This is a genomic window from Xanthomonas protegens (assembly GCF_038442435.1).
Classification (GTDB): Bacteria; Pseudomonadota; Gammaproteobacteria; order Xanthomonadales; family Xanthomonadaceae; genus Xanthomonas_A; species Xanthomonas_A sontii.
The window spans coordinates 103,436-128,055 of the sequence record NZ_JAQJCQ010000005.1 but is presented as its reverse complement, the minus strand read 5'-3'; the positions used below and the strand labels follow the sequence as shown (position 1 = coordinate 128,055).

Genomic DNA, 24,620 nt, shown 5'->3' with positions numbered 1-24,620 from the left:
TACGAAACGCACTTCGATCCCGGCGCTACAGCTCGTACGACAGCACGTCCTCGAAGCCGAACCTGTCGAAGTCGCGGATGCGCGAGGGATACAGGCGACCGATCAGGTGGTCGTGCTCGTGCTGCACCACGCGGGCGTGGAAACCTTCTGCGTCCCGCTGCAGCGGGGTGCCGTCCGGCAGCACGCCGCGGTAGCGGATGTGCCGGTAGCGCGGAATCACCGCACGCAGCCCGGGAATGGACAGGCAACCTTCCCAGCCGTCCTCCAGTTCGTCGGACAGCGGTTCGATCTCCACGTTGGCAAGCGCGGTGCGCGGCACCGGTGGCGCGTCCGGGTAGCGCGCGCTGCGCTCGAAGCCGAACACCATCAGTTGCAGGTCCACCGCGATCTGCGGCGCGGCCAGGCCCACGCCGCGCGCGGCGTCCATGGTCTCGAACATGTCGGCCACCAGCGCATGCAGTTGCGCGCTGTCGAAATCGGTGACCGGCGGCGCCTGGCGCAGCAGACGCGGGTCGCCCATGCGGATGATGTCGCGGATCATGTGCGGGCTCCTGTACGGGGGATGCCCGCGATTATCCGCCGTGACGGCGATGCGTGCAGCGCAGGCTGCGATGTCCCGTGCCCCAGCGACGGTCTGCAGCGGTGCGATATCCGCATTCCGGCAAAGCGCCGACACAACGCCGTAGGAGCGGCTTCAGCCGCGACAGGTTTCATGGGAACGCCTGTCGCGGCTGAAGCCGCTCCTACGACGGGAGCAGCGCGCCTGCCGCGCCCTACTCCGGCACGTACGGCGAGGCCAGCACCTGCGGGCGGCGGCCGAGGCCGGCGCCGAGCCGGTCGAGCACGAAACGCACGTAGAGGTTGGTGCTGAACTGGGTGTAGTCGCGGGCGTTGTTGAACAGCAGGCGGCCGCCCAGGAACAGTTGCGGGGCGATCTGCCATTCGGCCGCGCCGGCGATGTTGTAGGACATGCCGGTCTTGCTCTGCCCGGCATAGACCGGCGCGACGTAGCGGTCGGTCAGCCCAAGCAGCGCGGCCAGCGAGGCGGCGTCGTAGGCGGCCTGCTGCATCTGCGCGCTGGTCGGGAAGTACGGGCTGTCGTCGCTGCGGAAATGCTGCACGCCGACGCTGGCGTCCACGCTCCAGTTGACCGTGCGCCCGGCGGTGCGGCCGCTCCAGTGCACCGGGAAGCCCAGGTCCACGTAGTCCTGCGGGCTGAAATAGCCGCCCTGGCCATAGGTGTAGCCGCCCAGGTTCTTGTCGTACTGCATCGCGGTCAGGTTGAGGCCGGCGGTCAGCGACTGGTTCTCGGTGTCCAGCGCGTGCACGTACACGCCCAGGTCGACCTGGCGGTGGTCGTTGCTGGCGACGTTGCGGCCGACCAGGCGGTCGGCACTGACGCTGGCGTAGCCGCCGAGCAGGCCGTTGTCCAGGGTGGCCGACAGGCGCAGGCCGTTGCTGGTCACGCCGCCCCAGCCGAGTCCGGCGCGACCGTCGTCGACACCGCCGAAGGACAGCAGGCTGTCGCTGACCGCGCGGCGGAACACCTGGCCGGAATAGGTGAGGTTGTCGCCGGCCTGGCCGCGGTAACCGACGCCACCGACGATGCGGCGCTCGGGGAAGCCGACCGGGGTGCTGCCCAGGTCGGCGCTGAAGCCGCCGTTCTTGTAGGTCACCGCCATGCCGACGCCGCGCGCGTCCTGGTCCATGCGCCGCGCCCCGTTGCCGTTGGCGGCCATGGTGTACAGCGCCTGGCTGAAGCCGGCCGGGGTCAGCGCCGCCGCGGTGGGGTTGGCGGCGAGGTTGCGGAAGCGGGCGATGTCGGCGGCGCTGAGATCGGCGCTGCGCGAGGCGTCACCGAGGATGGCGCTGGCCAGCGTGCCGATCGCGGTGTCGGCGGCGGTGTTGCCGAGCAGGAACGCCGACAGCGGCTCGGCGTACAGCGCCTGCAGCGCTGCCGCCTCGCGCTGCGCGTTGGTCAGCGCCGGGTCGGTGTCGTTGAACAGCTTGTTGTACAGCCCGGTGTTGACCGCGTAGGTGCGCAGCGCGTTGCGGGTGGCGTTGCTGTTGCCTTCGGTGAGCAGCAGTTGGTACAGGTCGCTGCCGACCAGGCTGTCGATCGGCGTGCGGTCGGCGGCCAGGGCGTCGCCCATCGCCGCGGCGGGGCCGGCGCCGAAACGGCTGGCGGTGGCGTAGCCGGTGCCGAGCGTGCCGGCGTCGAGCAGGGTCGGAGTGACGTCGACCTGCAGCTTGCCCTCGCCCACCGCGAACTCGCCGTGCAGCGGCACTTCCAGATCGCGCAGCCGGCCCAGGCCGGCTTCGCCGTCGCGGGCGCGGTAGCTGGCGCCGGTGGCGAGGCTGTCGCTGTTCTCGGCCTGCACCTCCCGCAGCTCGTCGAGCACGGTTGAACCGCCGCCGGCGCTGGCCGGCGCGGCCGGCTGGCGCAGGGACGCGCGCGGCGCGGCGGCCAGCAGCCCGTCGTCGGGCAGGTCGCGCGGCACGCTGCGGGCGGTGCTGCGCTGGCCCAGCACCGGCAACGCGGCCAGGGCCACGCCGACGGCGCTGGCGCTGGCCGGCGGCGGCAGGTCGTCGCCGGCGGCCACGGCCGGCGCGGACGCCGGCAACGCGGACGCCGCGTAGGCCGGGGCCGACACGCCGCCGCCGAGGCGGTCGGACACCACCGCGGCGCTGCGCGGCATGCGCCCGTTCATGCCGGCGAACGGATTGAGCGGGCGCCCGGCAGCGGCGTAGGACGCCGGGCCGTTGGCGGCCGGCAGGCCGTTGTCGTACTGGCCCGCCTCGCGCGCCTGCGCCGCCAGTGCGGCGCGGAAGTAGCTCTCGGCCTTGCGGTTCTTGCCGGCGCTGCGGTACACGCGGCCGGCGGCGCCGAGCACCTGCGGCGAATCCGGCGCCTGCGCCAGCGCGCGCTGCAGGTAGTCCTCGGCGCTGTGCAGGTCGCGCAGCGCGGCGGCGGTGTTGGCCGCGGCGATCAAGGTGTCCAGGTCGTTGGGCGACTGCTGCAGCTGCTGCTGGTACAGCACCAGCGCCTGGCGCTGGTCGCCGGCGGCGGCGTACAGCCGTGCCAGCGCGGCCACCGCCTGCGGATCCTGGTTCTGCTGCGCCAGCAGTGGCGCCAGCGCGTCGTAGGCGGCTTCGAGGTTGCCGAGTTCGCGCAGGGCATCGACCTGGCGCAACACGTAGCCGCTGCGCAGCGCCTGGTAGCGGCGCTGCTGCTCGGCGCTCATCTCGCTGTCGCGCAGCTGGCGCAGGGTCGCGGCCAGTTCCGCGTCCTGGTGCGCGCGCAGCAGCACGCCGGCGTATTGCAGGCGCGCCTCGGTGGAGGGGTTCTGCGCGACCAGGCGCTGCGCCAGGGTCAGCGCGCGCTGGTTGCTGCCGATGTCGGCATAGGCGCCTGCCATCGCCGCCAGCAGTGCCGGCTGTTCCAGCGCGTCGCCCAGCGCGGCCTCGGTGCGGCCCAGCAGCAACTGCGCTTCGCCGCCGCGGCCCTGTTGCTGCAGCAGGCGCGCCGTGGCCGCCTGCTGTTCGACCCAGGCGGTGTTGCGCAGTGCGCTCATCTCGGCGGTGCGGGCAGTGGCCGGGATGCGTTCCAGGCTGGCGTAGGCGCTGGCCCAGTCGCCGCGTTCCTGCGCCAGCAGCGCATTGGCGTACAGCGCCTCGGGCATGTCGCCGTGCACCGCGAGCAGGCCGTCCATGACGCTGCGCGCCTGGTCCGGACGCCCGGCCTGCTGGTACAGGCGCGCCAGGTCCAGCCGCACCCACGGGTCGCCCGGGTTGTCGACCATCGCCTTCTCCAGCTCGCTCTGCGCGGTGACGGTGTCGCCGGCCTCCAGCGCCTGCTGCGCGCGGGCGCGCTGCAGGTTGGCTTTCAGCGCGGACTCGCCGCCGGCCTGCTGGCGCTGCGCCGGGCTGAGCCTGGCGAACAGCGCATTGGCCTCGTTGGCGCGGCCCTGGCGGCTGTACAGGGCGATCAGGCCCTGCAGCGCGCCGGTATCGTCGGCATGCAGGCGCAGCGCCTCGCGGTAGCTCTTTTCGGCGGCGGCGGCATCGCTGGCCGACTGCAGGTCGCCGAGCAACGCGTAGCCGGCGGCCTCCTCGGGCTTGAGCTTGACCGCCTGCTGGACCAGACGCAGCGCGGCGTCGGTGTCGCCGCGGGTGCGCGCGGCCTGCGCCTGCTGCAATTGCAGCCAGTAGCGCGCGCTGTCCAGCGCGCTGCGCCACTTGCCGTTGGCGGCCGCCGCCGGGCGCAGCAGTTCCTGCGCTTCGCCGAAGCGCTGCTGGCGCAGCCGCACCGAGCCCAGGCCACCCAGCGCCTCGGCATCGCGCGGACGCGCGCGCAGCACCTGCGCGAAGCGCTGTTCGGCCAGCGCCAGGTTGCCGGCGTTGAGCGCCTTGAAGCCGTCGCCCAGCTGTTCGCCGGCCGGATCGCCGCCTTGCGCGCGGCGCTCCTGCAGTTGCGCGGCCTTCTTGGCGACCTCGGCATCGTTCGGATTGGCGGCCAGGAACGCCTGGTACAGCGGCGCATCGGCGGGGCCGGCATTGAGCCACAGCAGCGCCTGGCGCCAGCCGGCACGTGCGGGACCGGCGACATCGGCGCGCTTGCTCAGCGCGGCGAGCTGGGCGATGCCCTCGCGCCGCGACGGTTCGCGGTAGGTCTGCACCTGCGCCAGCGCCAGCGCCGCGGCGGTGTTGTCCGGCTGCGCGGCGGCCAGGCGGCGCAGGCCGTCGCGTGCGCCGTCCCAGCCCTGCGGGGTGCCGGCCAGCGCCTGGTAGTACTCCAGCGCCAGCGAGTCCGGCGGGCCCTTGCCGTCGAACAGCGCCTGGTAGGCGCGCACCGCGTCCACGTAACGGCCGGCGGCGGCGGCGCGGCGCGCGTTGCGCAGGTCGACGTTGTCGCCGGTGCCGCCGATCGACATGGCCAGGCGCTGGGTCTGCGGCGCCTGCGGATGCGCCTTCTGCAATTGCGCCAGGCGCTTGCGCGCGTCGGTCTGGCGGCCCTGCGCCAGATCGATCTGGGCCAGGCCGAGCAGAGCATCGGGCTGGTTCGGGTCGACCCGCAGCAGCTTGCGCCAGGCATCGGCGGCGAGGTCGTCGCGGCCCTGGTCGTGCCAGTAGTTGCCCTGGCTGACCAGTTGCTGGGTGGCGTCGGCGTTCTGCGCGTGCGCACTGCCGGCGAGCAGGCACAGGTCGATCATGCCGGCCAGGTACAGGGGTTTGAGGTTCATGCGGAGCATTGGGTTCTCCAGGCGGGCTGCAGCGCGCCGTCTGCGGAAAAGCGGTAGCGGTTGTCGAGCCAGGCGCGTCCGAACAGGATCAGCACCCGGTCGTAGTAGGGAAGCCGTGCCGCGGCGGCGTCGCCGGGCGCGGGAATGCGTTGCGCCTGCGCCTTGAGCAGCGCCGGTTCGCGCAGCGCGCTCAGGTACGGCAGCAGGGCCGCGGCGAAGCCGGGCGGCGCCTGGCCGCTGCCGACGCCCTGGCGGGTGTCGATCTTCTCGTCGAGGCGGCCCTGCGCGCGCAGTTGCTGCAGCGGACCGGACAGGTCGTCGAGCAGCGCCTTGCGCAGCGGATCGGCGGCATCGAGCATGCCGGCCCACAGGTACACGCGGATGGCGTCGTAGCTGCCGATCGCGCCCTTGTCCGGATCGACGCCGAACGCGCGGCCGTCCCAGGCGGTCCAGTCCGGCGCGAAGCCGACCGGTGCGCTGTCGCGCAGCATCCGTGCGCTGCGCGTGGCCAGGCCGGTCCACGGCCCCTTCGGATCGACCGCGGCGAAGCGCCGCAGCAACTGCAGCGGCAGGTAGCTGGGATTGAGCGTCCAGCGTTGCGGCTGGACGAAGCCCTTGGCCGCCGGCAGCAGCATGCTGCCGAACCCGGGCAGCTCGGCCAGCTCGGTGCGCCGCACCAGCGCCAGCATCTGCAGACCGGCCTGGGTGTAGCCGGGCCGTTGCCACAGGCGACCGGCCTCCAGCAGCACGTAGGCGATCCACAGGTCGGCGTCGCTGGCGCTGTTGCCGTCGAGCACGCGCCAGCTGCCGTCGCTGGCGCGGCCCCACAGCCAGGCCGGCAGCACCTGCTGCGGGCGGCCGCCGCACAGGTTGTGCCGGGTCCAGCCGAGCACGCGCTCGAACAGCACTTGGTCGTTGGCCACCAGCGCGAAGAACAGCGCGTAGGACTGGCCTTCGGAGGTGCTGCGCTGGTCGGCGTGCTGGAAATCGATCACCCGTCCGCTGGCATCGAGGTGCTTGCCGACGAACGCGGTCCACTCGCGCCACGGCGCGCAGGCCGGCGCCGCCGCCAGCGCGGCGCGCGCCGGCGGCAGCAGCGTCGCCGCGCCGGCGGTGAGCAGGCCGCCGAGCAGGCGCCGGCGTTGGCCGGTGTGTCCGTTCACTGCCCTGCCTGCAGCCGCGCCGCCGAATGCCGGCGCAGCACCACGCGCGCGGCCAGCGCCAGCAACACGCTCAGCAGCACCACCGCCAGGCCCAGCAGCAGCGGATGCTGCGAGAAATACCAGCGCGCCCAGGTCGGCAGCGGCAGGTGGCCGACGTAGTAGGTCTGGTTGCCGGCCAGGCTGCGCACCTTGCCCTTCTGCAGCAGCACCACGCTGCCCTGGAAGTCCTTCAGCGTGGCCGGCTCCAGCCAGGCGTCGAAGAAGTCCTCGACGCTGGCCGGGTCCTCGGCCAGCAGCGCGACCACGCTGCGCCCGGCCTTCAGCGGCGACTGGAAGCCCATCAGCACCACGTCGCCGGGCGCCGGCTTCACCGCCACCTCGGCGGTGGTCGGCAGGTCGGTGCGGCGCGCATCGAACGACAGGAAGCCGGGCAGCTTGTCCAGCACCCAGTCGCTCATCGCAAAGCGCCGCCCGCTGGCGCCGTCGCCGATCGGCAACGCCGCGCTCCAGCGCTGGAACAGCGGTTGCGAGCGCAGGCTGCCGAACACCAGCAGGTCGCTGTCGGCGTGCTTGTCGACCTCGGCGGCGTGGATCAGGGTCACCCGCAGCGCCGGGTAGCCGGTGGACGCACCGAGCCGGCCGAGCAGGGTCAGCAGGTTGGCCATGTCCTGGTCGCCGATCTCGTCCGGCACCACCACGGTGGACTCGGACAGGTCGGCCAGGCGCGTGAACGGGAAGCCGGCATTGCCGAACGCGGCCAGGTTCGGCATCGCCATGTAGTGATGGAACGAGCGCAGGTCCACGCTGGAATCGGCGTCGATCGCGCCGGACACGTCCGGGAAGGTGTTCTTGCACGCTTCCGCCTGCGGGCGGTCGAAGAAGAAGTGGAAGCGCAGTTGGCTGTTGGCCGAGAACGGCCCGGTCGGCAGCAGCAGTTTCTGCTCCACCGGCATCGCCCCCTTGGGCGAGAGTTCGTGCCACCAGCGCAGCGGCAACGACTCGGCATAGGCGTGGCCGTTGAGCGGCAGCGTGGTGACGAAGGCATCGTTGATGCTGACGTTGAGCGCCGACTTGTTCTGCGTCTCCGGCACCGTGTAGCGATAACGCAGGTTGACCGGGATGCCGTCGCGCTGCCACACGAACAGATCCGGCGGCAGTTGCAGGCCCACCCGGATCAGGTCGGGGTGGTAGCCGCTGACGTTCAGCTGCGCGGTCTGCGCGACCAGATCGCCGAAGCGCACCGGCGCGTCGCCGGAGATCCAGTTGGGCGCGTCGTAGGGCTTGCGCGGCTGCGCCGGCTTGAGTTCGCCGATGCGCGCCACCGGGCCGTTGAACGGCGTGCCCAGGCTCAGCGCGGTGGCGGCCTGCTGCAGGTCGTTGTCGTCGCGGCCCAGCACCAGCAGCAGCTTGCCGGTGGCATCGCGCGGGTTGGTGATCATCGCCAGGGTCGGGCCGGCGATCTCGGTCAGGCCGGCCTGGGTCGCGGCCAGTTCCGCCGGCAGGGTCGCGGCGGTGGCGAACAGCACCGCATTGCCGGTGGCCGGCACGTCGCCGATGGCCACGCCGAACGACGCGCCGCGGTAGCCGGCCTGCGCGCCGAACCAGGAGGCGACGATGCCGGCGCTGCGCAGCGTGGCCAGGCCCGGGCGCTGCGGGAACACGAACGGCAGTTCCAGGCGGCGCGTATCGCGCTTGTCGTAGAACGGCACCGGCAGCAGCGCCAGGTCGTTGCGCAGCACCAGCGGGGTGGCGGTCAGCGACAGCCGCGTGGACGGATCGATGTTGGCCCACAGGCTGGTGTGGTCCGGATCCTCGCAATCGCGGGTGTAGTGGCCGATCAGCTGCAGGTTGAGCCGGTTGTAGTCGCTGATCAGGCGCGGATCGATCGGCACGTCGCTCTGCTGCAGCTTGCCGGCGTTCTCGCGGCTGACCGGCAGGGTCGCCACGGTGACGCCGTTGACGCTGACCTTCAGGTGCGACAGGTCCGGCAGCAGCGCCGGCGAGTAGCTGTAGACCAGGTGCAGATTCGCCGCCTGCACCACTTCGTCGGTGCGGGTGCTGAAGGCGATGCCGGCGCTGCCCTGGATGCCGCGCAGGGTCATCTCGTAGTCCACGCCCATTTGCTTGAGCGTGGCCGAGCGCTCGCGTTCGGCCGGAGACGGCAGTGGCGTGGCGGTCGCGGCGGCGGCCGGCGCTGGCGCGGTGGCGGGGAGGGTCGGCTCCTGGGCCAGGGCGAGGCCGGACAGGACCGTGAGACAGCATGCAGCCAGGGCGGGTAGACGCATCGACGGCAACCGGAAAGAAGGGAAAGAAAGGAAGGAACGCAGCACAGCGGGACGGCGGATCACGGCGCAGCCTCCTCGCCGGCGGTGCGGCCGCGCCAGCCGCTGCGCGCGCTGCTGGCGACGTGCTGGCCGAGGCGCTTGAAGCCGCGCATGCTGGCCGCGAACACGCGCCCCAGCGACACCCAGAAGCGGTCGCGGTCATGGCGGCCCCACTGCGACACCCAGATGTCGGCACGGGCGAAGGTGCAGGCCACCAGCCAGCGCTCCTGCTCGATCGACATCGGCCGGAACTGGATGCTGATTTCGCCGTCGCGGTCGTGGCGCACCATCGCCGGCAGGCGCTTGGAGCTGCCGCGCTGCGGCAGCGCGATCTCCACCGGCAGGTCCGGCTCCACCGGCACCGGCTCGAGCAGGCGCAGCGCCATGCCGCCGGTGGAGAAGTTGACCGTGCGGCAGGCCAGTTCACGGCCATCGGCCAGGTGCAGGGTGGCCGGGATATCCAGCGGCACGCGGTGCGAGCGGCGCACCTGGCGCATCTCGCTGGCGGTGGCGATGGTGGCGCCGAGCAACAGCACGTTGTACGCGGTCCAGGCCAGGTTGAACCAGATCGTCTGCGCCTCGCCGCCGGGCTGCACGCTGAGCAGGCGCATCACGCCCGCAGCCAGGCCGGCCAGGTTCAGCACCAGCAGGAACAGGTAGGGCTTGGCGATCTGCCCGTCGAAGTAGCTGCGCGGCACCAGGCCACCCTTGGGGGTGACGTTGAACTTGCCGAGTTTGGGATTGAACAGCGCCACCAGCGTCGGGCGCAGGATGTACCAGGCCAGGGTGGTCTCGTAGACCTCGTTCCACAGCAGGTGGCGAAACTTGCCCTGGGTACGCAGGTTGGTCAGGTTGGCCTGCAGGATGTGCGGCAGCGCATAGGCCAGGATCATCAGCGCCGAGGCATGGATCACGTGCGCGCCGAAAAACAGGAAGGCCAGCGGCGCGGTCAGGTAGACGATGCGCGGCAGACCGTAGAAGAAATGCAGCATCGCGTTGGCGTAGCACAGGCGCTGCGACAGACGCAGGCCCTTGCCCAGCAGCGGGTTGTCCAACCGGGCGATCTGCGCCATGCCGCGCGCCCAGCGGATGCGCTGGGCGACGTGGCCGGACAGGCTTTCGGTGGCCAGGCCGGCAGCCTGCGGCACCGCGATGTAGGCGCTGCGGTAGCCGCGGCGGTGCAGCTTGAGCGCGGTGTGCGCGTCCTCGGTGACGGTCTCCACCGCCACCCCGCCCACTTCCTCCAGCGGCTTGCGCTTGATCACCGTGCACGAGCCGCAGAAGAAGGTGGCGTCCCACTGGTCGTTGCCGTCCTGCAGAAGTCCGTAGAACAGCTCGCCCTCGTTGGGCACCTTGCCGTGGTTGCCGAGATTGCGTTCGAACGGATCGGCGGAGAAGAAGTAGTGCGGCATCTGCACCACCGCCAGCTTGGCGTCGCGCAGGAACCAGCCCATCGCCACCTGCAGGAACGAGCGCGTGGGGATGTGGTCGCAGTCGAAGATCGCCACGTACTCGCCGCTGGACTTCTTCAGCGCCGCGTTGATGTTGCCGGCCTTGGCGTGGAGGTTGTTGGTGCGGGTGACGTAGTGGATGCCGACCTGCGCGCAGAACGCGCGGAACTCCTCGCGGCGGCCGTCGTCGAGCAGGTAGATGTTGAGCTTGTCGGCAGGCCAGTCCATCACGCTGGCGGCGAGGATGGTCGAGCGCACCACCGACAGCGGTTCGTTGTAGGTGGGAATGAACAGGTCGACGCTGGGCCATTCGCGCTGGTCGGCCGGCAGCGGCAGCGGCCGCCGGTTCAGCGGCCACAGCACCTGGAAGTAGCCCAGCGCCAGGATCACGAACGCGTACAGTTCGGCCAGCAGCAGGCCCAGGCCCAGGCTGAGGTCGACCGGGCTGCTCATGCCCACGGTCTGGGTCAGGCGCCACCAGATGTAGCGCGAGGACACCGCCAGCGACAGCGCCATCATCACCAGGATCGCCAGGCGGCTGCCGCTGCGCCGCAGCAGCATGGCCGCGGCGAACACCACCAGCGAGAACAGCAGTTGCTGCGGCACATCCATCGGGATGGCGACGACGAAGACCAGCAACACGGCGCCCAGCAGCCACAGCGACCAGTTGGCCAGAACATGCAGCGGGCGCGCGGCATGCGACGCGGAGGCAGCGCTCATCGGCGATTCCTAACAAAGGGGGAGGAGGTCGGCGCGCGGTCTTCCCCACCGCGCGGCGACAGCAAACAGGTGCGGCGCCCGCAGGCGCCGCATGGCATCAACGATTCAAAAAGCGCTTGAGCGGGCCGCCCGGCGCCGGCACCGCGGCCTCGCGGCCGACCTCGAGCAGGCGCTGGAACAGCTGCTGCAACGGCGTGCCGGTCGCGGTGCCGGTGAAGGCGGCCGACACAGGCGCCGCCGGTGCGGCGGGTGCCATCGGCGCAGCCGGCGACGGCGTGGCCGGCCTGGTCTCGACCGCGGCGCGCACCACCGACAGCACCGGCGCCGGTGCGGGAGCCGCAGGCGGCGGAGAGGCGGCGGGCGGCTCCGCGGCGCTGAGCCGGTCGGCGGAAAAATCCTGATAGGCGGTGGCGCCACTGCTGCCGAGCTTGGCGAACAGGCTGGAGACGTCGTCGCCGGTTTCGGCACCCGTCTGCTTGGACTTCTTGGACATGACGCCCCTCATGACGATCTGAAAATAGTCGGTCGCTGCCGCCGCGCTCAGCCGGCCCTGGCCAGCACGAAGCGGCGCAGGTCTTCGTGTCCGGACGACAACGCACGCACGCCCAGGCCGGCCGACATCCCTACCTGCACGAACCATGCCTGATACACCCCTTCCAGGAAGCCGTCGGCGCCGCCAGCCTGCCCGGCCAGGCCGATGTGCAGCGGCGAGCCGGCGTGCAGCAACTCGACGCGGTCGGCGTGCTCCTCGAAGCGCGCATAGCCCCACTCCAGCCGGTCCCAGACGCGGTTCACCGCGTCCTCCAGCTCCTGCAGGGTGGTGCAGGCGCCGACCGGGTGTTCGGCGGCGAAGCGGCGGCCGATGCGCGCCATCAGCAGGGCCAGGTCCTCGGCGCCCAGCTCCGCGGCGAACTCCTCGGCCAGCGCGCGCAGAAAGCCGCGCCACTGCCGCGAACAGGCATGGGTGCGGTAATGGGTCTGCAACGCGTGAGCGCTCATCGAGGAAGTCTCTGGGCAGGGACGGAACGACAACGGCGTAGCGGGTGTGGCGCCCCGGGCCGACCGTTGCCGGCCGTCACTATTGCGACACAGTTCTCACTTTGTGATGCAGTGTATCTCACTCTTTCTTCACCGCAAAGCCCTGATGCGCCGAACTGCGACCCCTGCCCGCCCGCTTCGGACCGACGCTGGGTTGGCACCGGCAGGGCCGCTCCCAGGCTCAGTGCCGCTCCTCGGCCGGCACCTGGAACACCTGCCGCAGGTAGGCCAGATAGGCCGGGTCGTCGCACAGGGTCTTGCCGGGCGAGTCGCTGAGCTTGGCCACCGGCTGGCCGTTGCAGCGGACCATCTTGATCACGATCTGCAGCGGCACCAGGCCCAGATCGTTGGTCAGGTGGGTGCCGACGCCGAACGCCAGCATGCAGCGGTCGCGGAAATGCGCGTACAGCCGCATCACCTTGTCGATGTCCAGGCCATCGCTGAACACCAGGATCTTGCTGCGCGGATCCACCCGATGCCGCTGCAGGTGCGCCAGCACCCGCTCGCCCCATTCGAACGGATCGCCGGAATCGTGGCGCATGCCGTCGAACAGCTTGCAGAAGTACAGATCGAAATCGCGCAGGAACGCATCCAGGCCGACCACGTCCGACAGTGCGATGCCGAGATCGCCGCGGTACTCGCGCGCCCACGATTCCAGCGCCGCCGCCTGCGAATCGCGCAGCCGCGGCCCCAGCGCCTGGAACGCCTGCAGGTATTCGTGCGCCATCGTGCCCAGCGGGGTCAGCCCGTAGCGGCGGGCGAAGTACACGTTGCTGGTGCCGACGAACTGCTTGCCGAGGGTCTGCTGCAGCACCGGCAGCAGTTCGCCATGCCAGGCGCGCGAGTAGCGGCGGCGGGTGCCGTAGTCGGCGATGGCGCAGTTGTCGTAGCCCGGTGTGTCGCGCAGCAGCGCGATCTTGGCCTGCAGCCGGCGCAGGCCTTCGGCATGGTCGGCGCCGCCGGCATGGCGGAACCACACCTCGTTGACGATCGCCAGCAGCGGCACTTCGAACAGGATGGTGTGCAGCCACGGCCCGCGGATGTGCAGCTCGATCTCGCCGGGCACGCTGGCCGAGGCCTGCAGCTGCAGGTACTTGCGGTCCAGGTGGAACAGCGCCAGGAAATCGACGAAGTCCGGCTTGATGAAGCGCATCGCGCGCAGGTAGTCCAGCTCGTCCTCGCGGAAGCGCAGCGCACACAGCGCGTCGATCTCCGCCGAGATCTGCGGCAGGTACTGCGCCAGGTCGATGCCCGGGGTGCGGCACTTGAAGCGGTATTCCACCTGCGCGCCGGGATGCTGATGCAGCACCGCCTGCATCATGGTGAACTTGTAGAGGTCGGTGTCCAGCAACGAGTCGATGATCATCGGCCGATTATGCGCTCGCTGCGTTGCGGCCCCGTGGTGGCCAATTGCAGGCGGTGCGATGCACGCGCATCCCTCAGCGCTTGAGCACCGCCTGCGCCGGCTTGTGCTGCACGGTGAAATCGCTGTCGCGCGCGCCGCCGGCGTCCGGATCGGTGTACCAGCACCACAGGGCGATGCCGGCGATGCGCGGCTGCGCGTCGAGCACCTCGCGCCACTCGCGCAGCACCTGCGCCTGCAACGCGGTGTCGACATCGGCCGTGCGTTGCTCCGGGCTTTCCCAGGGCGCGGCGAGGCTGCCGCGCGCCGAGCGCAGGCCCAGCTCGGCCACCCACACCGGCCGGCCGCTGCGCTCGCCCAGTGCCTGCACGCGCGCCGCCGCCCCACGCATCTGCGCGCGCCGTTGCCCGGGCGCGGCGGCCAGCGCCGGATACAGGCTGGTGCCGACGAAATCGAAGCGGTCCCAGTAGCCGAAGCGTTCGGCCTGCTCCAGGCCGTCGGCGACATAGCCGATCGGGCCGCGATAGACCTGGCGCACCGCCGCCAGCAGCGCCGGCCACTGCGGCGCGTCCTGCAACTGGCGCAGTTCGGTGCCGACGATCAGCGCGCTGGCGCGCTCCTCGGCGGCGACCTGGGCCAGTTGCAGCAGCGCGCGCCGGTAGGCGGCGAACCAGGCGTCGCGATCGGCCGGCGCGGCCTCGCCGGCCCAGTGCCCGGGAATCCACAGATGTACCTTCAGCACCGGCTGCAGGCCGGCGGCGCGCATCTGCCGCAGCCCGGCGCGGACCAGCGCCGGGCTGCTGTCGCTGCCCAGCACCGGCGTCGAGGACTGCGGCGCAGCCTGCCAGACGAAGGCGACCAGCAATGCGCGCGTGGCACCTGCATCGGCCAGTTGCCGCAGCGACTGCTGCGCCGCCGCGCTGCCCCACGGCGCCTGCGGCGACACCTTGACGTTGGCGCCCATCCACGGCGGCAGCGCCGCACTGCAGCCGCCGGCGCTCAGCGCCAGCAGCAGTGCGGTCAGCAGTCTCACGGCGATCGGCGCCATACCCGGTAGATGCCCTGATGGTAGACCAGACTGTAGCCCGGCAAGCCCTGCTGCCACAGCTGCGGGAAGCGTCGGTTGAGGCTGTCCAGCGCGCCGGTCTGGCTGGCGGGGTCGCTGACCACCACTTGCGCCGGCATCTGCCGCGGATCGACCAGCGCCTGCTTGAAGCGCGGGTCGAACGGCAGGATCAGTTGCTTGGCGTCGCCGCGCGCGACGATCACCGGATAGCTGGCGCGATCGTCGAGCAGAGTCGGCAGCCGCGCCTCGGCCAGCCACGCGCCCAAGTGCGCAGCGTCGGCATGCCGCGGCGGCGCCGGTGCCTGCAGCGCGGCGATCCAGTCGCGGGTGGTGGAGGTGGCGGTGCGGGCGATCACCCAGCCGCTGGACACCGCGCCGGCCAGCAGCAGCGCCAGGCCCAGCCAGCGCGCGTTGCGGCGCAGGTCGCCCAGCACCAGCGCCACCGGCACCAGCAGCAGGGCGAGGAAGTCCAGCGGCTGCGCCGTGAAACGCGCCCAGGTGGCCAGCGTACCGGCGCCGATCACGGTGGCGGCGGCGGCCAGCACGCTGCGCCAGGTGTCGCTGTCGCGGGTGTGGCGCAGCAACAGCAACAGCGGCGCACTGACCACCCCGGCCAGCAGCAGCCACAGCGGCGGCCACCACGGCTGCGCCGCGGCCTGCTGCAGCCACGGCTGCAGCGCCGCCTGCGCCGAGATGCCGCGGAAAGCGGACGTGGCGTCGCGCACGAACAGCAGCGGGTCGCCGAAAAACATGTAGTTGAGGTACATCCACGCCCCCACCGCGAACAGGAACGGCAGGTAGCACACCAGGTAGAAGGCCAACGGCGCCTGCCGCATCAGGCGCGGCGGCGCGATCAGGAACAGCCACGGCGCCAGCGCCACGGCCAGGAAGCAGGCGCGCTCGTCGACGAAGAACAGCAGGCACAGGCTCGCGGCCAGGCGCAGGTAGGCGAAGGCTTCCGGATCGTCGCGGAAGTGGCGCAGCGCGCGCGCGGCCACGTAGAACACCAGCAGGCCCAGACCCTGGTTGTTGCCGGACAGGGTCGGCCACAGGAAGAACGGCTGGATCACCACCCCCGCACTGAGCGCCCAGGCCCAACCGCGGCCCAGGCCGGCGGCGATGTCGCGCCACAGCAGGGTCACCAGCGTCGCCCCGGCCAGCACGTCGACCAGGTACGGCAGCAGCGGCGTGGACAGGCCCGGCAGGCCGCCGATCAGCACACCCAGGTACAGCGAGGCCTGCGCGTACAGGAACCCCAGGTACTCGATGCGGAAACCGGCCGCGTCGCGCAACAGCAGCAGCTTGGCGTACTGCGCCATCGCGTCGTCGCTCATGTAGCCGTGCGCGAGCAGCCGGTGGCACAGCAGCGCCAGCAGCGCCGCGGTGAACACGAACACCGCGGTGCCGCGCGCGCGCGGCGGCGCGTCAGTCGTCGAGCGCGGCGCGGCGCTCTTCGGCCATGTGCTTGCTGATGCCATGGGTGGTCTTTTCCCAGTAGAACGGGTTGCGGATGAGCTGCCACAGGCCCTTGTAGGCGGCGATGGACTGCAGCAGCCAGTACAGCGGCACGGTCAGCGCGTAGGGCGCCAGGCGGAAGTAGTCGCGCTTGAACGCCGCCACCAGGGTCATGTAGATCAAAAAGCCATTGCCGAGCAGCAGGTTGAGCAGGCTCAGGTACAGCAGCGCGGGCGGGAAGAACGGATCGAAGAATTTCGAGCCCACCGCCAGCCACAGCCCGTAGCTCAGCCACATCAGCGGCGCGGCCAACGCGGTGAAGAAGGTGCCGCCGACGAACAGCTGGAAGCCCCAGAACCCGCGCACGCCGGTGGAGCGGTACAGCTGCACCGGGTCGCGCATGTGCACCAGCCAGGTCTGCATGTAGCCCTTGAGCCAGCGCGAGCGCTGCCGGATCCAGTTGGGGATGCTGACGTTGGCCTCTTCGAACGTGGTCGAGTTGACCACGCTGACCCGGTAGCCCTGCTGGGTCAGGCGCACGCCCAGGTCGGCGTCCTCGGTGACGTTGTACGGATCCCAGGCATGGACCTTGCGCAGGATGTCCAGGCGGAAATGGTTGGAGGTGCCGCCGAGCGGAATCGGGATGCGCAGGGTTTCCAGCGCCGGCAGGTAGAAGTCGAACCACAACGTGTATTCCAGCGTGAACATGCGCGTGAGCCAGTTCTCGTCGGCGTTGTAGTAGTTCAGCCGCGCCTGGATGCAGGCCACGTCGGCCGGCGACTTGCGGAACGCGGCGACCACGCGCTTGAGCTGGTCCGGCTCCGGCTTGTCCTCGGCGTCGTAGATGGTGAGCATCTGCCCGCGGGCGAAGCGCAGCGCGTAGTTGCAGGCCTTGGGCTTGGTCTTGGGCTGCGACGGCGGCACCCGGATGATCTCGAAGAACGCCTCCAGGCCCAGCGCCTTGGCCGCCTCGATGGTCTCGGTGTCGTCGGCCTCCAGCACCAGCTTCACGTCCAGCTTGGAGGTGGGGTAGTCGAGCCGGCGCAGCGCGTTGGCCAGGATCGGCAGCACGTCCGGTTCCTTGTACATCGGCACCAGCACCGTGTAGACCGGCAGGTCCTCGTCGCCGAGCGCGGCCACTTCCTCGTCGCTGACCTTGATGTCGATGCGGCGCCGCGCGCCGCGCCAGGCCAGCACCAGCTTCAGCCCGAAGGTGGCCAGGAACGCCACCGCGATCAGCGTGTTGAGCGCGATCAGGGTGACCAGCGGCCACAGCGCCAGCGCCGCGGCCAGCACCACGGTCAACGCCACCAGGAACACCGACTGCGCGCGGGTGATCACCTGCCGCGCCGAGTGTTCCGGCGCGTGTTCGGCCAGCAGGTTCAGCGCGTCGTGGGTGAGCTGCGCGTCGGCGTGCTGCTGCAGGCTCCAGACGATGTCGAACTTGGAGGTGCCGACGAAGCGCACCTGCTCGCCGTAGGTGGCACGGGCCCAGGCGAAGATCTCCGGGCCGGGATCGGCCACCGCCAGCACCAGTTGGCCGTCCTCCTCGCGCCACGGCAGCACCAGGCGCTGCGCGTAGTCGGCCAGCCGCTCCGGCTGGAACAGCGCCGGGTCGATCGGCTGCTTGAGCAGGTTGGCGAAGTGCAGCCCGAAGTGCTGCGCCAGCACCGTGTAGAAGCGCAGCGGCGCGACCCCGCGCTGGGCCAGCACCACGTCGCCCAGCCGCGAGCGCCAGCGCGACTGCAGGGCCAGCGCGTTCTGCAGCTGCGGCGGGTCGATCACCCCCGCAGCGACCAGGGCCTCGCCGATCGGCGCCTGCAGGCCGCCCTCGGTGGGCAGCCGCCCGAGCCGGCCGGGCACGCCCGCCTCGGCGGCGACGCTCTCGTGTTCGCCGGACACGGCTAGAACCGCCACCAGGCGGCGACGAACGGACCGCCCGCGCCGCCGGTGTTGCGCCCGGCCACCGGCTGCTGGTAGCCGAGCTGCAGTTGCGTGCCGCCGGGCAACGTGTACAGAACCGAGGCCTGCAGCTTGCTGAAATCGAAGTTGTTGCCGCGGATCGGCGTGTTGTCGCCAGGCGCGTAGATCCGGTTCGGGCCCTTGCCGTTGCCCAGGCTCTGGATCACGTTGAACTCGCCGATCAGCATCCAGCGCGGCGCCAGCGCCACACCGCTGGACACGTCCAGCCGCGCTTCGTCGGAGGCGTCGCCGCCACGCAGGCGCACCGCCGTCCCCAGGTCGACATAGCCGTCGTGCCCGCCCAGGCGATAGCCGCGGCCGATGCTGTAGCGCAGCTCGGCGCCGTAGTCGCCCTGGCCCAGTGCCGGCCGCTCACCGTCGCGCTGGCGCGCGTAGCCGGGCACCAAGGCCAGCACCTGCAGCGCGCCCTGCCAGGGACCGTCGGCGCCATCCGGGTCGAGCCGGTAGCGCAGGCCGATTTCCTGGTCCGACCAGCCGCTGCTGTGGCGGTCGCCGTAGCCGCTGTCGTTGCGGTAGCCGACCTTGCTGAAATAGAAGTTGCCGACCAGGGTCAGGTCCGAGCTCAGCGCGTATTCGCCGTAGAGGTTGAGCTGGTCCTGGCGGCTGCGCCCGGCATCGGGGAAGTTTCCCGACTGGCCGTGGCTGTTGAACACCGCGCCGCCATCGGTATGGCTGGCCTTGAGGATCACCAGCCCGTGGCCGGCCTCGTCGACCCAGGCGCTGGCGCCGCAGGGGCCGGCCGCCAGCGCGAGCAGCGCCAGCGCCAGCCGCGCGCGGCGCGCAGGTCGGGCGCGGCCGGCAGCGGGCATGGGCACAGCGGACGCGCAGGCGCGCGCGTGGGTGCGCGGACGCACGCCGTCGAAATCATGCATGGTTGAGTTCCTGGTGGGGTTCCCCCGAACCGGAAAGCAGGCGCGGTCCAGGAGAGATCGGCGGAACACGTCATTTGTTAAGTGACGTACTTCCCAATATAGCGAATTTATGTTGCCATGCCGCACGCGCGCGCAACGCGGCCGATTTTGTTCAGCCTGGGCGGCGCCAGCACAGCCGGGCGAAGGTGACCGAGGCATGCAGCCAGATCACAGCCCACACCGCCGCCTGCACCGGCCAGGCCCGGGTCGGCGCCTCGAACTTGCGGAAGTAGCGCCACAGGCCGCGGTGCTTGTGCCACTCGACGAACCACGGGCGTTTGCGGCTGGACACGCCGCGTACGTGCAGCACCCGCAGGCGGTTCAGCACCGCCACCGTGGCACCGGCCTGGCGCACCCGGCGGCACAGGTCCAGGTCCTCGGCATGCAGCCGATAGCCGGCATCCCAGCCGCCGATGCGGGTGAACAGCGCGCGCGGCAACAGCATCAGCGCGCCGGACAGCGCCGGCACCGGCTGCAGCGGCTGCGCCGGATCGGCCGCCAGCGCCAGCCGCGAGCCGGCCAGCGGATGCCGCAGCATCGCCGCGAAGTCCGGGTCGCGGCGGCGTACCGCGGCGTCGGCGCGGCCGTGCTCATCGACCTGCTCCACGCCCAGCAGCGCCTCGCCGAGCGCGGCGGCCTGCGCGCGCAACTGGGCCAGGGTGTCGGGCTCGACCATCAGGTCGGGATTGACGAAGGCCAGCCACGGCGCGTCGCTGGCCGCGGCGCCCTGGTTGCAGGCGGTGGCGAAGCCGGGGTTGTCGGGGTTGGCGATGAAGCGCACCCGCGCATCGTCCAGCGCGTGCCGCTGCACCACGGCGAGGGTGTCGTCGCGCGAGGCGTTGTCGACCACCCGGATCTGCGCCACCTCGGCCGCCGCGCGCAACCGCTGCAGACAGGCATCGATGGTGCTGCCGCTCTCGTAGGTCACCACTACCACGGCTATCTGCTGTTCGCTCATCCGCCGATTATCCCGCATGCGCTGCCCGCCACGCGCACGGCGGGCATGGCGGCGGCGGCGATTGCCGCGCATACTCTGCGCCCCGTGCGCTGCGCGGCCGCCTGCGGCCCCGCGCGCATGGGAGACGGAGCGATCCGTGTCCTCTCCTTCGCCCAGTGCAGATGCCGGTCAGCGTTGTTTCCTGTCCCAGGCTGCCGCCCCACCCCGCAGACCGCGCGCGCCGCCTGAGCCCGCGCGCATGCCGAGACGCCGGCGGCGCCACCGTCCCCGCTCCCGATCGCGCGACCGGGCCCTGCCCCAGGCCTCCCCGCTCCTGGTCTAGACCAACCACCCGCAAGGGCCGTGCTGTGGCGCATGGCGCGCCCGGCCTAAGGCCGCTGGCACGGCGCACCGGATGGTGCCGGCACCGTGAGGCGCGCGCATGAGCGCCCGCCACCAGATGCACGGCATGGGCATGCAGACCGTGGCCGCCGACTGGCCGCCGCTGTCCGACGGCGAGGTGGAAGCGCTGCTGCAGCAGTACGCCCTGCCCGGCCGCCTGCACGCGTTGCGCTGGCACAGTCCGCGCCCGTTCTCGGCAGCGGCGGAGGTCGAGACCGCCGCCGGCACGCTGTTCGTCAAACGCCACCATCGCCGCGTGCGCGACCTGCACGCGCTGGGCGAAGAGCATGCCTTCATCGGGCATCTGCGCGCGCAGGGCGTGCCGGTGCCGGAGGTGCTGCGCGACCGCGATGGCGCCAGCGCGGTGCGGCGTGGCCACTGGACCTACGAGGTGATGCGCGCCGGCGAGGGCGAGGACCGCTACCGCGAGGCGATGTCGTGGACGCCGTTCGCCGACCCCGCGCATGCCGCTGCCGCCGGCCGCGCGCTGGCCGCACTGCACCGCGCCGCCGCCGGCTACGCCGCGCCGCCACGCAACACCACCGTGCTGGTCGCCAACCTGCGCCTGTTCGCCCAGCCGCAGCCGTTGCAGGCGCTGGAACACGATCTGGCACGGCGCCCGGCGCTGGCGGCATGGCTGCAGCAGCGCGACTGGCAGGGCGACCTGCGCGCGCAGCTGCTGCCCTGGCACGCGCAGGCCTGGCCGCTGCTGCAGACGCCGCCGCCGGCGCTGTGGACGCACGGCGACTGGCACGCCTCCAACCTGCTGTGGCGCGGCCACGGCGCCGCCAGCACGGTCAGCGCGGTGTTCGATTTCGGTCTGGCCGACCGCAGCTTCGCCCTGTTCGACCTGGCCACCGCGATCGAGCGCAACCTGATCCCGTGGCTGCAGCTGGACGACGGCGGCACCGCCGTCGCCGATCTCGACCAGCTCGATGCGCTGCTGCACGGCTACGCCACATTGCTGCCGCTGGACGCGGCGCAACTGCGCCTGCTGGCCGCGCTGCTGCCGCTGGTGCATGCCGATTTCGCGCTCAGCGAGATCGAGTACTTCGCCGGCATCACCGGCTCGGACGCGCACGCCGGGATCGCCTACCGCCGCTACCTGCTCGGCCACGCCGCCTGGTTCGGCGAGGAAGAGGGCCAGCGCCTGCTGCGGCACCTGCAGCGGCGCGCGGCGGCCGCACCATGAACCGTCGCAGCGACACCGTCACGCCTGCCGGCCGCGCACTGCGCGGCCGTGCCGCTTCCCTCTTCCGTTTCGTTTCCCCGAGGTCGTTCCGCATGCTTCCCACCCGCCGTTTCCCCGCTCCGCACGCCCTCGCGCTGGCACTGGCCATCGCCCTGCCGCTGCCGGCCCTAGCCGCCGACGCTGCGCCAGCACCCGCCAGCACGCAGACCCCGGTCGAACTGGACGCGGTCAACGTGCAGGGCCGCCAGCCGCACGACCGCAGCAGCCTGAGCGGCTACGGCGACGCGCCGCTGCTGGACACGCCGATGGCGATCGACACCATCGACCGCACGCAGTTGGCCGACCGCCAGGTGCGCGTGCTCAGCGAGGTGCTGCGCGCCGACGCCGCAGTCGGCGACAGCTACGCGCCGATCGGCTACTACGAGAACTTCCTGGTCCGCGGCTATTCGCTGGATGCGGCCAACAGCTACCGCATCAACGGTCTGACCATCGCCGGTGAACAGAACGTGGCGCTGGAGAACAAGGAGCAGGTGCAGGTACTCAAGGGTCTGTCCGGGGTGCTGTCCGGCATCACCACCCCGGCCGGCGTGATCGACTACCAGACCAAGCGTCCGCAGCACGTGCGCAGCCTGGTGCTGAACGGCGACGACGACGGCAGCCGCGGCGCGGCGGTGGACCTGGGCGACTGGTTCGGCAGCGAGCGCCAGTTCGGCCTGCGCGTCAACGCCGCGCACGAGACCCTGCGCAGCTATGTCGATCACGCCGACGGCCACCGCAACTTCCTGTCGCTGGCCGCGGACTGGAACATCGACCCGCAATCGACCCTGCAACTGGACGTGGAGTACCAGGACCGCCAGCAGCGCTCGGTGCCGGGCTACCAGTTGCTCGGCGGCACGCAGGTGCCGAGCGGAGTGTCCGTGCATCGCCTGCTCGCCTACCAGCCGTGGTCCAGGCCGGTCGGCATCGAGGCGCTGAATGCACAGGCGCGCTACGAGTACCGCTTCAGCGACGCCTGGCATCTGCAGGTGGCCGCCTCGCACAGCCGTGCACTGATCGACGACTACTCCAGCTTCGCCTGGGGCTGCTACGGCACAGCCAGTTGCGCCGGCGACGCAGTACCCAACTACTTCAGCCGCGAAGGCGACTACGACATCTACGACTACCGCAGCCCCGCCGACAGCCGCCGCAACGACGAACTGCAGGCGATCGCCAGCGGCAGCGCCAGCACCGGCGTGCTGCAGCACCAGTTCCAGGTCGGCGTCGACTACCTGCATCGCACCATCGACAGGCACGGTTCGATCAACGAGATGATCGGCAGCGGCAACATCGACGCCGATCCGCCGCTGCTGGCGCCTGCCGACGCCGTGCTCGGTCCAAAGCGCCGGCGCCTGGACAGCGCGCAGACCGCGCTGCTGGCCAGCGACCGCATCGGCATCGGCGATGCCTGGCAATTGCTGCTGGGCGCACGCCAGGTGCGCTACGACGAACGCGCCTGGGATCGCGACGGCAGCCTGACCCGACGCACGCGCCGTTCGGTGTTTCTGCCGCAGGCGGCGCTGCTGTTCAAGCTGCAGCCGTCGCTGTCGCTGTACGCCAGCTTCGCCAAGGGCCTGGCCCCGGGCGGCACCGCGCCGTGGTTCGCCAGCAACGCCGACAGTATCCTCGCCCCCACCAGCGCCTACCAGCGCGAGGCCGGCATGAAGTACGAGCGCGATGGCGTGACCCTGGGCGCGGCGCTGTTCGACATGCGCCAGGCCAACCAGTACGCGCAACCGCAGGCCGACGGCAGCTTCCTGTTCGTGCAGCAGGGGCGCCTGCACAACCGCGGCATCGAACTGTCCGCCGCCGGCACGCTGGGCGCCGGCCTGCACCTGCAGGCCAGCGTCGCCGGCATCCGCGCGCGTGCCGAGGACACCGGCACGCCGGGCGACGAAGGTCACCAGGCACTGAACGTGCCACGGTTGCGCGCCAGCGCCCAGGCCACCTGGGACGTGCCCGGCGTCAACGGCCTGGCGCTGCTGGGCGGCGCGCAGTACAGCGGCGCCAAGTACGCCGACCGCAGCGGCCAGGTCGCCGTCGGCGGCTACAGCGTCTACAACCTGGGGGCCCGCTATGCCACCCGGCTGGGCACGGTGCCGACCACGCTGCGACTGAGCGTGGACAACCTCACCGACAAGCGCTACTGGCGCGACGTCGGCGCCTATGAAGGCGACGATTATCTGTTCCTCGGCGCGCCGCGGACCGCGCGGCTGGCGCTGCAGTTCGATTTTTGAAGGGCTGGGAATGGGGAATCGGGATTCGGGATTGGTAAAAACCAAAAGCGAAACATGGCGCGCCACCGTGCAGGAGCGGCTTCAGCCGCGACGCGCTATTGCTGACGGGTCGCGGCTGAAGCCGCTCCTACAGCACCTACGATCCGATGCGTTTTCAGTATCCCAATCCGGATGCACTGATCCACGATGACTCGAACGTCAGCTATGCCGAAGACCAGGGTAGGAGCGGCTTCAGCCGCGATGGGCCTTCCCGGTAACGCCTGTCGCGGCTGAAGCCGCTCCTACAGAACAGCGCGCAATGCTGCGCACTCGCGAACTGTCCCATCCCGAATCCCCACTCCCCAATCCCGGCCTCCCCACCATGTCCCCGCTCGAATTGCTCGCCGTACTGATCAACGTCCTGGGTGTGTGGCTGACCGCGCGGCGGGTGCGTTGGTGCTGGCCGGTCAACGTGGTGGCGGTGCTGCTGTACGCGTGGCTGTTCTATCAGTGGAAGCTGTATTCGGACATGCTGCTGCAGGGCCTGTACGTGGTGCTGCAGGGCTACGGCTGGTGGCGCTGGAGCAACGGACTGGGCGACGACGGCAAGGTCCAGGTCGGGCCGCTGCCGTGGGGCGAAGGCCTGCGCTCGGTGCTGGTCGGCGCTGTCGGCGCGGTGCTGCTGGGCTGGTGGATGCACCGGCACACCGATGCGGCGCTGCCGTGGCTGGATGCGGCACTGTCGGCGTTCAGCGTGGTCGCCAGCGTGTGGGCCGCGCGCAAGCGCATCGCCAACTGGGGCCTGTGGATCGTGCTGGACTGCGTCTACGTCGGCGTGTTCGTGTACAAGGGGCTGTACCCCACCGCAGCGCTGTACGCCGGATTCGTGGTGTTGGCGGTGTACGGACTGCGCCTGTGGCAGGCCGATCTGCGCCGCGCGCAAGCCGTCACCTGACACGCCACGCTCTATTTGCTGCCTGGCGGCACAGCGCGTGCCGTCGTCAACTCGATGCGAATGGCGCGCAGCAGCCGCACGCGCATCACGCGAACATCAGACGCCCGCATCGTCCGCGTGCCTGCCGGCAGCGTAGTCTTGTCAGCAACGCTTCTCCACGCACTG

16 protein-coding genes are annotated in these 24,620 nt (G+C 71.2%); 3 read left to right on the top strand and 13 right to left on the bottom strand.

Translation table 11 applies throughout. The features are described 5' to 3' along the window. Positions 1–25 precede the first annotated feature (25 nt). From PIQ37_RS07915 to PIQ37_RS07855, 13 genes are all read right to left on the bottom strand, one after another. Entirely contained in the window at positions 26–541 is a 516-nt protein-coding gene (locus PIQ37_RS07915) for a peptide deformylase (RefSeq protein WP_342073041.1), read from the bottom strand. 232 nt (positions 542–773) lie between these two features. Continuing rightward, on the bottom strand, positions 774–5,252 hold the full coding sequence (locus PIQ37_RS07910) for a cellulose synthase subunit BcsC-related outer membrane protein (protein ID WP_342073040.1): 4,479 nt from the start codon (positions 5,250–5,252) through the stop codon (positions 774–776). Further along, positions 5,240–6,406, bottom strand: a complete 1,167-nt coding sequence (gene bcsZ, locus PIQ37_RS07905) for a cellulose synthase complex periplasmic endoglucanase BcsZ (RefSeq protein ID WP_342073039.1) — start codon at positions 6,404–6,406, stop codon at positions 5,240–5,242. Before bcsZ ends, PIQ37_RS07910 begins: the two co-directional genes overlap by 13 nt. After that, the gene (gene bcsB / locus PIQ37_RS07900; RefSeq protein ID WP_342073038.1) at positions 6,403–8,691 is read right to left on the bottom strand and encodes a cellulose biosynthesis cyclic di-GMP-binding regulatory protein BcsB; all 2,289 of its coding nucleotides are present in this window, start codon (positions 8,689–8,691) and stop codon (positions 6,403–6,405) included. The genes bcsZ and bcsB overlap by 4 nt, the downstream gene beginning before the upstream one ends. A 59-nt stretch (positions 8,692–8,750) precedes the next feature. Beyond that, a complete protein-coding gene (gene bcsA / locus PIQ37_RS07895) occupies positions 8,751–10,901 on the bottom strand; it encodes a UDP-forming cellulose synthase catalytic subunit (RefSeq protein WP_342073037.1) in 2,151 nt (716 codons plus the stop codon). Between the two features lie 97 nt (positions 10,902–10,998). Further along, positions 10,999–11,394: a hypothetical protein gene (locus tag PIQ37_RS07890; protein WP_342073036.1), complete on the bottom strand. Its 396-nt coding sequence runs from the start codon at positions 11,392–11,394 to the stop codon at positions 10,999–11,001. A gap of 47 nt (positions 11,395–11,441) precedes the next feature. Next, the gene (bcsD, locus tag PIQ37_RS07885; protein ID WP_342073035.1) at positions 11,442–11,900 is read right to left on the bottom strand and encodes a cellulose biosynthesis protein BcsD; all 459 of its coding nucleotides are present in this window, start codon (positions 11,898–11,900) and stop codon (positions 11,442–11,444) included. Between the two features lie 220 nt (positions 11,901–12,120). After that, on the bottom strand, positions 12,121–13,305 hold the full coding sequence (pncB, locus tag PIQ37_RS07880) for a nicotinate phosphoribosyltransferase (RefSeq protein ID WP_267114574.1): 1,185 nt from the start codon (positions 13,303–13,305) through the stop codon (positions 12,121–12,123). Between the two features lie 73 nt (positions 13,306–13,378). Next, positions 13,379–14,350 carry a glycoside hydrolase family 113 gene (locus PIQ37_RS07875; RefSeq protein WP_407136598.1) on the bottom strand — a complete coding sequence of 324 codons (972 nt, stop codon included), beginning with the start codon at positions 14,348–14,350 and terminating at the stop codon, positions 13,379–13,381. After that, complete coding sequence (locus tag PIQ37_RS07870; protein ID WP_342073034.1) at positions 14,332–15,846, bottom strand: hypothetical protein; 1,515 nt, start codon at positions 15,844–15,846, stop codon at positions 14,332–14,334. Before PIQ37_RS07870 ends, PIQ37_RS07875 begins: the two co-directional genes overlap by 19 nt. Then, positions 15,794–17,725 carry a glycosyltransferase family 2 protein gene (locus PIQ37_RS07865; RefSeq protein ID WP_407136597.1) on the bottom strand — a complete coding sequence of 644 codons (1,932 nt, stop codon included), beginning with the start codon at positions 17,723–17,725 and terminating at the stop codon, positions 15,794–15,796. Before PIQ37_RS07865 ends, PIQ37_RS07870 begins: the two co-directional genes overlap by 53 nt. A gap of 2 nt (positions 17,726–17,727) precedes the next feature. Further along, a complete protein-coding gene (locus PIQ37_RS07860; RefSeq protein WP_342073033.1) occupies positions 17,728–18,678 on the bottom strand; it encodes a hypothetical protein in 951 nt (316 codons plus the stop codon). 151 nt (positions 18,679–18,829) lie between these two features. Further along, positions 18,830–19,675: a glycosyltransferase family 2 protein gene (locus PIQ37_RS07855; RefSeq protein WP_342073032.1), complete on the bottom strand. Its 846-nt coding sequence runs from the start codon at positions 19,673–19,675 to the stop codon at positions 18,830–18,832. 421 nt (positions 19,676–20,096) lie between these two features. Between PIQ37_RS07855 and PIQ37_RS07850 the strand changes: the two genes are divergently transcribed. The 3 genes from PIQ37_RS07850 to pnuC all read left to right on the top strand — a co-directional run bounded on the left by PIQ37_RS07850 (position 20,097) and on the right by pnuC (position 24,455). Next, positions 20,097–21,248 carry a phosphotransferase enzyme family protein gene (locus tag PIQ37_RS07850; protein WP_342073031.1) on the top strand — a complete coding sequence of 384 codons (1,152 nt, stop codon included), beginning with the start codon at positions 20,097–20,099 and terminating at the stop codon, positions 21,246–21,248. 92 nt (positions 21,249–21,340) lie between these two features. Continuing rightward, entirely contained in the window at positions 21,341–23,521 is a 2,181-nt protein-coding gene (locus tag PIQ37_RS07845; RefSeq protein WP_342073030.1) for a TonB-dependent siderophore receptor, read from the top strand. Between the two features lie 361 nt (positions 23,522–23,882). Continuing rightward, complete coding sequence (pnuC, locus tag PIQ37_RS07840; RefSeq protein ID WP_342073029.1) at positions 23,883–24,455, top strand: nicotinamide riboside transporter PnuC; 573 nt, start codon at positions 23,883–23,885, stop codon at positions 24,453–24,455. The last annotated feature ends 165 nt before the right edge of the window (positions 24,456–24,620 follow it).

Coding starts and splice junctions, on each gene's coding strand:
- PIQ37_RS07915 (WP_342073041.1), bottom strand. CDS start 541: ATGATCCGCGACATCATCCGCATGGGCGACCCGCGTCTGCTGCGCCAG.
- PIQ37_RS07910 (WP_342073040.1), bottom strand. CDS start 5,252: ATGCTCCGCATGAACCTCAAACCCCTGTACCTGGCCGGCATGATCGAC.
- bcsB (WP_342073038.1), bottom strand. CDS start 8,691: ATGCGTCTACCCGCCCTGGCTGCATGCTGTCTCACGGTCCTGTCCGGC.
- bcsA (WP_342073037.1), bottom strand. CDS start 10,901: ATGAGCGCTGCCTCCGCGTCGCATGCCGCGCGCCCGCTGCATGTTCTG.
- PIQ37_RS07890 (WP_342073036.1), bottom strand. CDS start 11,394: ATGTCCAAGAAGTCCAAGCAGACGGGTGCCGAAACCGGCGACGACGTC.
- bcsD (WP_342073035.1), bottom strand. CDS start 11,900: ATGAGCGCTCACGCGTTGCAGACCCATTACCGCACCCATGCCTGTTCG.
- pncB (WP_267114574.1), bottom strand. CDS start 13,305: ATGATCATCGACTCGTTGCTGGACACCGACCTCTACAAGTTCACCATG.
- PIQ37_RS07875 (WP_407136598.1), bottom strand. CDS start 14,350: ATGGCGCCGATCGCCGTGAGACTGCTGACCGCACTGCTGCTGGCGCTG.
- PIQ37_RS07870 (WP_342073034.1), bottom strand. CDS start 15,846: ATGGCATCAGCAAGCACATGGCCGAAGAGCGCCGCGCCGCGCTCGACG.
- PIQ37_RS07860 (WP_342073033.1), bottom strand. CDS start 18,678: ATGCATGATTTCGACGGCGTGCGTCCGCGCACCCACGCGCGCGCCTGC.
- PIQ37_RS07855 (WP_342073032.1), bottom strand. CDS start 19,675: ATGAGCGAACAGCAGATAGCCGTGGTAGTGGTGACCTACGAGAGCGGC.
- PIQ37_RS07850 (WP_342073031.1), top strand. CDS start 20,097: ATGAGCGCCCGCCACCAGATGCACGGCATGGGCATGCAGACCGTGGCC.
- PIQ37_RS07845 (WP_342073030.1), top strand. CDS start 21,341: ATGCTTCCCACCCGCCGTTTCCCCGCTCCGCACGCCCTCGCGCTGGCA.
- pnuC (WP_342073029.1), top strand. CDS start 23,883: ATGTCCCCGCTCGAATTGCTCGCCGTACTGATCAACGTCCTGGGTGTG.